Here is an 11,410-nt window from a genome sequence, read left to right on the forward strand (position 1 = left end):
AAGACAGGAATCATTAATTCGTTAAAACAGTAGTTGAAAACCCTTTATAAATATTTAAATAACGAAAACGAACATGAGCGTGTTTGTATCGATATTACTGATGACGCTTGTGAACAGGTCTCTAAAAATTATTTCTTAATCTTAGCGAGTAACGTCTTTACTAAATTAGGAGATACCTTAAGTAATCCTAAAACAGTATTAACCTGGCTTATGAGTTATGTTAATGCGCCAGTCTATCTTATTAGCCTTATTGTGCCCATAAGAGAATCTGGCTCCATGCTACCTCAAATAATGCTCTCGTCATACGTTAGCCAAAAGGCCATTAGAAAATGGATTTGGGTTGTGGGGTCTTTGATGCAGTTTCTAGCCGTGGCGTCTATTGGTTTTATTGCCTTATATTTTGAAGGCGTTCAAGCCGGTTGGTTAATTATAGTGGCTGTTATTTTATTTAGTCTTTCCAGGAGTATTTGTTCTATCGCATCAAAAGATGTCTTGGGAAAAAGCATCCCGAAAACAAGACGCGGAAAATTAAAAGGCTATACCGTTTCTGTTTCTGGAGCACTTGTTTTGGCTGCCGGCTTATTTTTATTGTATAAATCTAAAACAGAAGCGACCATCACCTTTTACAGTACGCTTATTTTTTTCGCAGCCGCCATGTGGTTTATCGCTGCTATTATTTACGCAAGAATAAAAGAATTCCCGGGTGCAGTTACTAAACCAGAGCAAGACAAACCCTCTGTTTTATCTAAATTGGGCCTGTTAAAAAGAGACAAACCCCTTAGAGATTTTGTAATTGCGCGTTCCCTGCTACTCTGTTCTGGTTTAACCGCACCGTATTATATTCTATTGGCGCAAAACAACATCGGCAAGGAGACCTATCTTCTGGGGTTGTTTATTATCGCCAACGGTATTGCCTCAATTATTAGCGCCCCTACTTGGGGGAAGTTTTCAGATAAATCTAGTAAAAATGTCATGGCTCTTGCCGTGCTTATTGCTTCCTTTTTAGGCATCGCTACGTTTTTAATCGTAACCTACTCAGAAACCATAAAAAGTATTATTTGGGTGTATCCTGTTGCCTTTTTTCTTTTAGGCATTGCCCATGGTGGCGTTAGACTGGGGCGAAAAACCTACATCGTAGACATGGCCACAGGTAATGAACGCACAGATTATGTCTCGATAAGCAATACAACCATAGGTTTTATTTTATTAATTACCGGCGGCTTAAGTGCTCTTGTTTCTTTAGTCTCTATAGAAGGTGTAATTTTAGTACTCTCGCTTTTTGGTCTCTTAGGCGCCTATAAAAGCTACAAATTGCCTGAGGTTGAATAACGCTATTAAACCAGACGCCTTAAATTTCGCCTGTACTTAGAAAGCCACCGCCTCTTAAAAGCACAACAGCCAAATTAATAGCCCTGCCAGTATAATAATACAAGGTGGGAACACTTATTTTTTTACGCTTAATAAAGAATAACCGCTATATTTGCCCAACTCAATTTTTAAATGGCTTTTACTCTACTCTCTTCGCCTTTACAAGGCTTTACCGATTTCAGATTTCGGAATGCATTTCATCATTACTTTGGAGGAATAGACACCTTTTATGCGCCTTATATTCGCTTAAACGGAAAGCTTAAGATCAAGCAGTCCTATCAAAATGATTTGGCGCCAGAAAACAATACCACTTTAGAGGTGATTCCGCAAGTTATTACCAATGATGCTGAAGAGTTTTTGTTTGTCGCTAAGTACGTGCAAAGTTTGGGTTATAAAGAATTGAATTGGAATTTAGGCTGCCCCTATCCTATGGTTACAAAATCAGGCATGGGTTCTGGCTTGATTTGCAACCCCTCACGAATAGACACCATTTTACATCGCGCACACAATGAAACGGATATTGTGGTCTCTATGAAAATGCGAATGGGCTATGAACATGCTGAAGAAATTTTAGAAGCCTTTCCTGTTTTAGATAAATATCCACTTAGAAATATTGCTATTCACGCCAGAATTGGCAAGCAACTTTATAAAGGCCCAGTAGACTTAGAGGCTTTTGAAAAATGCATCACTAGTACGAAACACAAATTGTACTATAACGGCGACATTACCAGTGTTCAGGCGTTTAAAACCATGCAGGCGCGTTTTCCTAGTATCGACCATTTTATGATTGGTCGCGGACTCATTGCCGATCCTTTTTTACCGAGAATGATTAAAAACAACACTACCGAATACCCAGAAAACAGATGGGAGACTTTTAAAGCCTTTCACGACACGATTTACCAGCAATACGACGAATACCTCTCTGGCCCCACCCCAATAAAAATGAAGATGTTAGGCTTTTGGGAGTTTTTTTCTCAGTCGTTTGATAATCCGCAAAAAACACTCAAAGCCATAAAAAAAGCGGGAAACCCAAAGAAATACCAACAAGCCGTAGCGACCATTTTAAATAATGAGCGCAGCTAATGACCCGCTGTGCTAGTTCTGTTTCTTTTTAAAGCTTTTTTTCTTCGGAAGGCCTAGCGATAGCCTCAAAATTAGGAGCTAGATTTTAAAAACCTTGCAGGATAAGGCTTAAAAAAATACCCCTCAGGTTTTAAATACCTTACAGGATACAACTATCTTTGTTTTTTTTAATTCTGACACACTATTTTGAAAGACCTTTTACTCATCACACCACCCTTTACACAATTAAATACGCCGTATCCAGCAACAGCCTATTTAAAAGGGTTTTTGAATACTAAAGGAATTTCATCATTTCAAATGGACTTAGGTATTGAAGTGATTTTGGAGCTCTTCAGTAAAAAAACCTTTGACATACTTTTTAATACCGCCGCCAAAAACGATGCTATCGTTTCTGAAAATGCACAGCGCATCTACATCTTAAAAGACGATTATTTAACCCCTTTAGATGCTGTTATTCAGTTTTTACAAGGCAAAAACCAAACGCTGGCCAGACAAATATGCACCAGTAATTTTTTACCTCGTGCCTCCCGTTTTAATCAGTTAGATGATATGGACTGGGCGTTTGGAGAAATGGGCATGCAAGATAAGGCCAAACATTTGGCGACCTTGTATCTTGAAGATTTATCAGATTTTATTATAGAATGTATCGACCCCAATTTTGGGTTTAGTCGCTATGCAGAACGTTTAGGCCAAAGTGCCAATGCTTTTGATGAACTCTATGAGCAGCTACAAAACGCACCCACTTTTATAGACGAGATTACCCTAACTATTTTAGACCAACGCTTAAAAAAGGTACAACCAAAACTGGTGTGCTTTTCTGTCCCTTTTCCAGGTAATTTATATGCGGCTTTTCGTTGCGCACAACACATAAAAGCACAGTATCCCAATTTAAAGATCGCGATGGGCGGTGGTTTTCCAAATACAGAACTGCGCTCGGTTACAGACCAACGGGTATTTGAATACTTCGATTTTATAACTTTAGATGATGGCGAATTACCTATAGAACTTTTAAATGCCCACATTCAAAACCCAGATTTAAAAGCCTTTAAACGCACCTTTCTTTTAGAAAACAATACCGTTACATACAAAAACAACACAACCCAAGCAGACTATAAACAACAGGATCTTGGTACCCCAGATTATGGCGATTTGTTATTAGACGACTATATTTCTGTCATAGAAATCGCTAACCCCATGCACAGTTTATGGAGCGATGGGCGCTGGAATAAACTCACCATGGCACATGGTTGCTATTGGGGAAAGTGCACCTTTTGTGATATTTCTTTAGATTATATTAAAATTTACGAACCTATTGCCGCCGCCCTTTTAGTAGACCGCATGGAGCAACTTATGGCACAAACGGGTGAAAATGGGTTCCACTTTGTAGATGAAGCTGCACCACCAGCACTCATGAAAGCCTTAGCTTTAGAAATCTTAAAACGGAAACTTACCGTAACCTGGTGGACCAACATTAGATTCGAAAAAAACTTTACCAAAGACCTATGCCACTTACTTAAAGCCTCTGGCTGTATTGCCGTTTCTGGCGGCTTAGAAGTGGCATCAGACCGTTTATTAAAACTTATTGATAAAGGCGTCACAGTAGAACAAGTGGCGCAAGTAACCCGCTATTTTACCGAAGCCGATATTATGGTGCATTCTTACTTAATGTATGGCTACCCAACACAAACCGTGCAGGAAACTGTAGATAGTTTAGAAATGGTACGGCAGTTATTTGAATTGGGGATTATACAGTCTGGCTTTTGGCACCAGTTTGCATTAACGGCACATAGTCCTATTGGTTTAAACCCTTCAGAGTATGGGATTACGCCAAACTACAAAACGATTTCGTTTGCCAATAATGATGTTGATTTTACAGACAGCACTGGTATAGACCATAGTCAATTTAGTTATGGCTTAAAAAAATCGCTGTTCAATTTTATGCATGGTATTGGTTTTGACCTTGACCTTCAGGAGTGGTTTGATTTTGAGATTCCGCAAACCACGATTGCGCCTTTTTATATTGAAGACTGTTTAGAAACCGTAACCAGTTTTAAAATAAAACCGTCGGCAAAAATAGTATGGTTAGGGCATCAGCCTATTGTAAACCCCATCACAAAAACAAAAAAAGGCTTTACTAATGAACTCTTAGAATTGACCTTTCACGACAGTACCGAAACGCTTCAAATTACGTTGAATAAAGCGGAAGGCACCTGGTTTTTAGAACAGCTAAAGCAATTAAAACCTTCAGAAAACAAAGGGTTTAGTTTGTCTGCATTAAAAACAGATTTCGAATCGCAATTTGAAAATTTTGAATTGTTCTGGTTCTCCAAACCCATTTTAAAGCTGAATGATTTTGGACTGTTGGTGGTTTAAAATGCATGTAAACGCTTCTATTTTAACTTTAAAATGATCTCAGGATCTGGACAATTCGTTTTATAAAATTCCAAATCACGCCCTGAAGACACCCCAGGATAATCCCCACGATTAGCTTGTAGATCTTTGATGATTTGAAAATGCAAATGCGGTGCATAATCGCCATTCACTTCTGCAGTACCCAAATGCGCAATGGTTTCGCCTTGCTTCACCTTTTCACCTACTTGTAGTTTAGTAATCGATTCGCGACTTAAATGCCCGTATAAGGAGTAGAACTCAATAGCATTAATCGTATGTTTTAAAATAATAGTTGGCCCGTAATCCCCAAAATTAGTGTTGTCTTTAAAACTATGAATCTCCGCGTCAAAAGCTGCTAATACAACGGTTCCTGCGGCCACCCATAAATCTAAACCTAGGTGAATATTACGTTCTGTTTCTGGGTTTTGATTGTTAAAATAATCGCTGCGATTATAGATGCCCCGCTTTTCAAGGTACCCACCAAAGGCGACCTTTTTATTGTGGGTTTTAAGATAATTTGTGAGGTAAACGTCCCAAGCTTCAGACGACGCGATTGCGACGTTTAGTAGGTCTGCATTAGTGTCAGACAAATCAATGGAACAATAGCTGCTTTTTGGAATAGAGGCATCAATAACATGTATCGTATCCTGCGCCATTTCAGCTAAAAAAGAAGTAAAATCATTTGGATTCATTCAGAACATTTTAAACCCAAAAGTAGCAGATTATTGTGTAATTACAGAACTAAATTTTGCATTAATAACAATGGTATTATTCGCACTATTTGAATTTGGGTCATTGGTTATGGTCTTATTACTTAGCGTTTCATTATTGAATGTTGAACGATTGCCTTTAAAGTACAGCTTATAATCTAAAGTCTTAGGCAGTTTTAATCGGGCATCACTATTCTCTAAAACAATATTGAGGTTATTAAAGCTGGGCAAAATGTTATTAATGGTCAGTTCACCAAAACTGCCATCAATAACCGTGTTGCCTTTTAAATTAGCGATGGCAATATTTGAGGATACGGCATTTAATAATAGTTCATTAGCAGTACCAACTAGGGCTTGATCTACATATTTTAATTTTAATTCACCTGCAGTCCAGTTTACAATAGCAAGATCGCTATACGACACATTGATGGAAGTGTGACTCCCATCAATAGTTTGCGCCGTTAATTTACCGTGTGCCAAATCGGCCTTTACATTGTGCATCACCGCAGCCATCTTTAATTCCCCATGCCTAACGTTTAGTTTTAATTGTGCTTTTTTAGGCATTTTAATTCTTAGGGTCTTTATAAGATCCTGTGGTTTCATTTTCGCCTGCTTCCCTTTTGAATCGCCTTCACCAAAAGCGTCTTCCATTTTTGCTTCGAAAGCCTTACCAAATTCTTCGCCCCATTTCTCCATGGCTGGTGCAAATTCCTTTTCGAATTTTTCACCAAAAGCTTCACCCCACTTTTCCATGCTTTTTTCAAAGTCTTTACCGAAGCCATTTTCAAAAGCTTTTCCAAACTCCGTACCAAATTTTACACCCCAGGCCTCCATTTCTTTTTCGAATTTATTCAGGTCTGATTGCTTAATACTTTTTGCCCAATCACGCATTTCTTGTTCATATTCTTCACCATATTCGGTTCTGTATTTTTTGCTCCAGGCATCCAAATAGGTCTCGCCTTCTTTTTGATAGGCATCAAAATCAAAATCCATATTATAATTACCATCTGGAGATTCTGGAATACGCAATACCTTAAGTGCTTCTGGCAAATCTTTTAAAGACTCCAGTCCGCTTAAACCCTCCAAAAGTGGTTTTAAATTTAAATCCATATCAAAGTTTATATTAGATAAGGCTTCTAAAGATTCATTGTCTAAAATATCGAGATTCATAGCGCTAGACCAATTGCCTCGAGAGCCTTTAGAGGTAATACGAATAGCGTCACCAGAGCCAGAGATGTCCAGATCCCAATCTTCTAAAAAAGCGTGTAATGCTTCTTTCGTGAGTTTCTTACTTTCAATATACGCTTCGACCTCCACGTAATCTTTGTTCCAAGTATCGACTTCAATATTGGTGTGACTGGTATTTAAAGTGATCGTCACGTTCTTATTTGCTTTGATTGTTTGCGAGGCTTTCTCTAAGCGCTGTTGTGCCGAAATGCTAAGCGTCGCGAAAAAAAGCAAGAGTATTATTTTTATATTTACTTTCATGATTTCTGATTTTTATAACAACTTAAACTACTACAGTAGAAGCTGTTCGTTTTTTGATGTGTTGCGAAACTGTCATTGCGCAACAGTTTTGATGATTTAACCTTGAGCGGCAACAATGGTATTTAATTGTTTTAATTGTTCTTTTAAGCGGTACATTAAGTTTAACCGAAATTTAAGGTTATTAATAAGCGCGTCTACCGTGAGTGCATCTGGTCCATTTTTGGTTAGTTCTAATGAGAGTGTTTTATACTCCTTTTTTAAATTTTCTAATTGTGAAAGGTAACCGTCAAACAATTCTTTGTTTTCTGGAGTTAACTTCATTTTAGAGAGTTCTAAATTAATATGTGCAACATAATAATCTTCTACTTTTTTTAAATCTGGCGAGATATCCCCTAACGTTTTCGTTTTTGCTTCAGGCCCTTCTGTTTCAACCACTTCAACGCTTGGCTTTACAGTCTTAAAATAATGAACCCCACCAAAAGTTACCCCTAAGAGTACAACGATACTTGCTGCAATAGCCAACCAATTAAATGTGGTTTGCTTTTTTTGCGGCAAGGCTTTTTCAAGCTTACTCAAAAAACGTGCTTCATGATTATTTGGCATAGGGTCTTTAGACCGTTTATTATCTGCATCAAATAAGTCTCTAATATCTTTCGCCATAACTTTTATGCTTTAATAATTCTTGTAATTTTAACTTGCCTCTTGAGAGCTGTGTTCTTGAAGCGACTTCAGTAATATTCAAAATGTCTGAAATTTCCTGATGGTCATACCCTTCCATCAAAAATAGGAGCACTACATATCTGTACTTTTCGGGCAAGCTGTTAATAGCCGTTTTTACCTCCTCTAATGTGGTGTCGTCGCTAACTAACCAATGTTCATTATCTGCAGTATCGACTACTTTGAGATGCACCTCTTCTAGCTCGACTAAGCGCTGCTTTCTTAGTTTGAGCACATCGATACTTTTGTTAATAACAATGCGTTTTAACCAGGCTCCAAAAGTAACCTCACCTTGAAACTGATGTAGTTTTGAAAACGCTTTAATAAAGGCCTCCTGCACCACATCTTCGGCCTCTGCTGTATGATTAAGAAACCGTTGTGCGACAAAGAACATACCCTCGCTATATTGGTTATACAACTGCAGTTGTGCCTTGCGATTGTTCTGTTTACACAATTCAATAATGTTTGATTGAACGCTCCTCACTGTTTGGTTTTTGGTTAGTGTTCTTTGCGCTTAACTTATAAAAAATTAAGGCAAGTTCATTCTAAAGACGACACTTAAATTGTAGTGTGACAAAAAAGTTACATTTTTTTTCTGAATGTGATAAGAAACAGGCTTAAAATTGCGTTAATATATTGACTAGCCTCCGCATTTACAGTATCTTTACTTTTTCAAAATGAACCTTAATTACATTGATTTATGAAACGTTTTATCGTTTTTTTATTATTTATCACTGTTGCCTTTTTAGGCTATCTTTATTTTACTAAAACGGGTGTTTTTGAAGTCCGTAAGAGTCCAAAAAAAACCGTTGTATTTTCTGTTGATGATTTGGATCTAAAAATCTTTTATAACAGACCCTCAAAACGAAACCGTGAGGTTTTTGGTGCTTTAGTCCCCTTTAATCAGGTTTGGCGAACAGGCGCCAATGAAGCGACTACTTTTGAAACTAATAAGGCTTTAAAAATTGGAAATGACTCATTGCCAAAGGGCAAGTACACGCTTTGGACCATACCAAACGACTCGTCTTGGCAAGTGATGTTTAATTCTAAACAATACAAATGGGGCGTCGATGAGACGATGAAACCCATGCACATTGCAGATTTTGATGTGATCTCTTTTACTGCTCCCGTTCAAAAATTAGATAAGCCTGTTGAGCAATTCACGATTGCTTTTGACAATTCTACAGATAACTTATCGCTAACCATGGCGTGGGATCAGGCAAAAGTTGTTGTCCCGCTAAAATAGTTTACAGTCACAGTATACTTGCGCAATACCTTTGGTTTGATAGGGGCAGGATTTAGTCGGCAGTATTACAAACATGCTAAACGCTGTCTCCGTCTGTTTCCCTGTGTAGCTATCTCTACACAATAAAAAAATAGTGATTCGTTTTATGGAGACCCATAAGTTTTTAATGTTTTACCAGCTAAACTTTGAATTTTAAACTTTAAATACGGAACTTTAAACTTTATTTTTTTAAACTTGAATCGAAAAGCAAATAAATCGGCATTAAAAGAAAACGAAGGTATTTCAGCTCCTGAAATTACCAGTGCAAATTCAATTTTAAAAATTAAGGAAAGCCGAAAAAAACAAAAATCGACTCAGGAAATGGTGACCGCCATTCTTAGCGGTAACATCACAGCCTTAAGTCAAGCGATTACTTTAGTCGAAAGCAAAAACCCGAAACACTTAGAACAAGCCCATGCGATTATAAAAGCCTGTTTACCGCATGCAAACCAGTCGGTTCGTATTGGAATCACCGGTGTTCCTGGCGTTGGAAAAAGCACGTTTATTGAAGTTTTTGGTACTTATCTAACTGAAATAGATAAGAAAGTAGCAGTCCTCGCAGTCGACCCCAGTAGCTCATTAACCAAAGGCAGTATTTTGGGCGATAAAACCCGAATGGAAGATTTGGTTAAAAATGAGCATGCGTTTATTCGCCCGTCACCTTCGGGCACCTCCCTTGGCGGTGTGGCACGGAAAACCCGTGAGACGATTGTACTTTGTGAAGCAGCAGGATTCGATACCATTATTATAGAAACTGTTGGTGTGGGTCAAAGTGAAACGGCCGTTCATAGTATGGTAGATTTCTTTTTACTACTGAAATTGGCTGGAGCTGGTGATGAATTGCAAGGTATTAAACGTGGTATTATAGAAATGGCAGATATGATTGCCATTAACAAAGCAGATGGCGACAATTTAAAAAGCGCAAAGCTGGCAAAAGTAGAATTCAACCGTGCACTACACTTATATCCTCAAAAGGCTTCACAATGGCAACCTAAAGTAATAACCTGTAGTGCGATAAAAAATGAAGGCATCGCTGACGTATACGCTATTATTTCAGAATACCTCAACCTTACAGTAGACAATACCTATTTCTACAAAAAACGCAATGAGCAAAATAAGTTCTGGCTACTACAAACCATTGAAGACCAACTAAAAAGTGATTTCTTCAATCGTGCAGACATTAAAATAGAACTTAAAAAGCAATTGGACTTAATTGAAAATAACGAGACCACCCCTTTTGTAGCTGCCGAGTACTTGTTATCTCTTGAAAAAACAACGTAGGTTACCTTATAGTTTCTTCGAGAGAAACCCCAGTTAAAGCTTGAGAAAAGCGATAACGCTAATGCCTTACAAAAACAAACTTCCAAAAAATATTTTCCTTATAAATGTCTTGATAAAGACGCGTTTTTTTGTTATTCATTTTAAAGTTCCACTAGTAAAGTTTCTCGGTTTTCGCTGTGCTTCTAAAAAGTTACTGCGACAAAATTGCAGAAAAACAAAGCGCAAATTAGCGGTAAATCCCTGTAAAACAGAGCTTTGGAAAACAACTAGATTTTAGGCGCTACTCTTGATTTAATAAGAGCTTGTTTAGACTTATTATGGGGAAAAACACCCTTTTCTTATGTTAAGAAATGCGTTAGCTTTGTACAGAACTAAACCCTCAATATAATGAAAAAACTACATTTCTTAAAGGTGATGTCATTATCACTAGTAACTTTAATCCTGTTTTCTTGTAATGATCAGACCACAACGACAACAGACCCAAAGCCTAATTCAAAGCCTCCTAGACAGATCATTCCTGTTGAAAAGGCTGTTATTATGTATAACACGCAAAATAGAATTAAGGATAAAGTAATCAATCCAACCTTACAAAAGGTATATAATGATACTACTTTTAAAGAGACTGAGTTCGCTTGGTTTTCTCTGGATGAAATGAGACATTACATTAATTATATAGATGCCATACAAAAGGAAAACCCAAAAGAGAAAGTCACTGGTATTAGAGTTTACTTTGGACGATACAATGAACAAACCTCTAAAAGGTTTAATAATCAGCAAACCGTATTTTTTGTTCCAACGGCTGAAAACCCAGGTATGAATTCTAAATACCTGAATTTAAATCATCTCCCTTTTGCTATAAAACCAGATAACCGTAGTAATCCAATTAAAGGTGATTTTTTAATACTTAACGATTTAGTATTAGATACAGACGATCAAAAAAAACGTATTAACAATTACTATAAGACGCAACAACAACGTAAACAAGAAGCTAGTTTGAATCCTTTTAGCCTAAACACATTAATTGTAGAAGAGGTTACCAGTACTATTTTAAATGAAGGAGATTTAGCTCCTCCGCCAAAATAATAGA

General features: G+C 37.4%; 10 protein-coding genes. 6 read left to right on the forward strand and 4 right to left on the reverse strand.

The features are described from left to right. Nucleotides 1-33 precede the first annotated feature (33 nt). The 3 genes from GQ46_RS06585 to GQ46_RS06595 all read left to right on the forward strand — a co-directional run bounded on the left by GQ46_RS06585 (nt 34) and on the right by GQ46_RS06595 (nt 4,824). Nucleotides 34-1,329: an MFS transporter gene (locus GQ46_RS06585; protein ID WP_044399508.1), complete on the forward strand. Its 1,296-nt coding sequence runs from the start codon at nt 34-36 to the stop codon at nt 1,327-1,329. A 171-nt stretch (nt 1,330-1,500) separates the two neighbouring features. Then, complete coding sequence (locus GQ46_RS06590) at nt 1,501-2,451, forward strand: tRNA-dihydrouridine synthase (RefSeq protein WP_044399510.1); 951 nt, start codon at nt 1,501-1,503, stop codon at nt 2,449-2,451. Between the two features lie 186 nt (nt 2,452-2,637). After that, nucleotides 2,638-4,824, forward strand: a complete 2,187-nt coding sequence (locus tag GQ46_RS06595) for a radical SAM protein (protein WP_044399513.1) — start codon at nt 2,638-2,640, stop codon at nt 4,822-4,824. Between the two features lie 17 nt (nt 4,825-4,841). On the opposite strand, the gene GQ46_RS06600 is transcribed toward GQ46_RS06595, so the two are convergent. From GQ46_RS06600 to GQ46_RS06615, 4 genes are all read right to left on the reverse strand, one after another. Further along, the gene (locus tag GQ46_RS06600) at nt 4,842-5,534 is read right to left on the reverse strand and encodes a peptidoglycan DD-metalloendopeptidase family protein (RefSeq protein ID WP_044399516.1); all 693 of its coding nucleotides are present in this window, start codon (nt 5,532-5,534) and stop codon (nt 4,842-4,844) included. Between the two features lie 30 nt (nt 5,535-5,564). Next, a complete protein-coding gene (locus GQ46_RS06605) occupies nt 5,565-7,040 on the reverse strand; it encodes a hypothetical protein (protein ID WP_044399519.1) in 1,476 nt (491 codons plus the stop codon). A 96-nt stretch (nt 7,041-7,136) separates the two neighbouring features. Then, nucleotides 7,137-7,700 (reverse strand): hypothetical protein, encoded by a 564-nt coding sequence (locus GQ46_RS06610; protein WP_044399522.1) that lies wholly within the window; start codon nt 7,698-7,700, stop codon nt 7,137-7,139. After that, nucleotides 7,684-8,211: an RNA polymerase sigma factor gene (locus tag GQ46_RS06615; protein ID WP_231567333.1), complete on the reverse strand. Its 528-nt coding sequence runs from the start codon at nt 8,209-8,211 to the stop codon at nt 7,684-7,686. The genes GQ46_RS06610 and GQ46_RS06615 overlap by 17 nt, the downstream gene beginning before the upstream one ends. 246 nt (nt 8,212-8,457) lie before the next feature. Between GQ46_RS06615 and GQ46_RS06620 the strand changes: the two genes are divergently transcribed. The 3 genes from GQ46_RS06620 to GQ46_RS06630 all read left to right on the forward strand — a co-directional run bounded on the left by GQ46_RS06620 (nt 8,458) and on the right by GQ46_RS06630 (nt 11,406). After that, complete coding sequence (locus GQ46_RS06620; RefSeq protein WP_044399526.1) at nt 8,458-9,003, forward strand: DUF2911 domain-containing protein; 546 nt, start codon at nt 8,458-8,460, stop codon at nt 9,001-9,003. Nucleotides 9,004-9,237: 234 nt separating this feature from the next. Then, nucleotides 9,238-10,323 carry a methylmalonyl Co-A mutase-associated GTPase MeaB gene (meaB, locus tag GQ46_RS06625; RefSeq protein ID WP_044399528.1) on the forward strand — a complete coding sequence of 362 codons (1,086 nt, stop codon included), beginning with the start codon at nt 9,238-9,240 and terminating at the stop codon, nt 10,321-10,323. Between the two features lie 387 nt (nt 10,324-10,710). After that, on the forward strand, nt 10,711-11,406 hold the full coding sequence (locus GQ46_RS06630) for a hypothetical protein (RefSeq protein WP_044399531.1): 696 nt from the start codon (nt 10,711-10,713) through the stop codon (nt 11,404-11,406). Nucleotides 11,407-11,410: the final 4 nt, after the last annotated feature.

Origin of the sequence: Lacinutrix sp. Hel_I_90 (assembly GCF_000934685.1) — a bacterium.
In the GTDB taxonomy this organism is placed as follows: domain Bacteria; phylum Bacteroidota; class Bacteroidia; order Flavobacteriales; family Flavobacteriaceae; genus Lacinutrix.

Bases quoted from the DNA above. Each gene is read 5' to 3' on its own strand.
- GQ46_RS06620 (WP_044399526.1), top strand. From the start codon at position 8,458: ATGAAACGTTTTATCGTTTTTTTATTATTTATCACTGTTGCCTTTTTA.
- GQ46_RS06605 (WP_044399519.1), bottom strand. From the start codon at position 7,040: ATGAAAGTAAATATAAAAATAATACTCTTGCTTTTTTTCGCGACGCTT.
- GQ46_RS06630 (WP_044399531.1), top strand. From the start codon at position 10,711: ATGAAAAAACTACATTTCTTAAAGGTGATGTCATTATCACTAGTAACT.
- GQ46_RS06600 (WP_044399516.1), bottom strand. From the start codon at position 5,534: ATGAATCCAAATGATTTTACTTCTTTTTTAGCTGAAATGGCGCAGGAT.
- GQ46_RS06610 (WP_044399522.1), bottom strand. From the start codon at position 7,700: ATGGCGAAAGATATTAGAGACTTATTTGATGCAGATAATAAACGGTCT.
- GQ46_RS06590 (WP_044399510.1), top strand. From the start codon at position 1,501: ATGGCTTTTACTCTACTCTCTTCGCCTTTACAAGGCTTTACCGATTTC.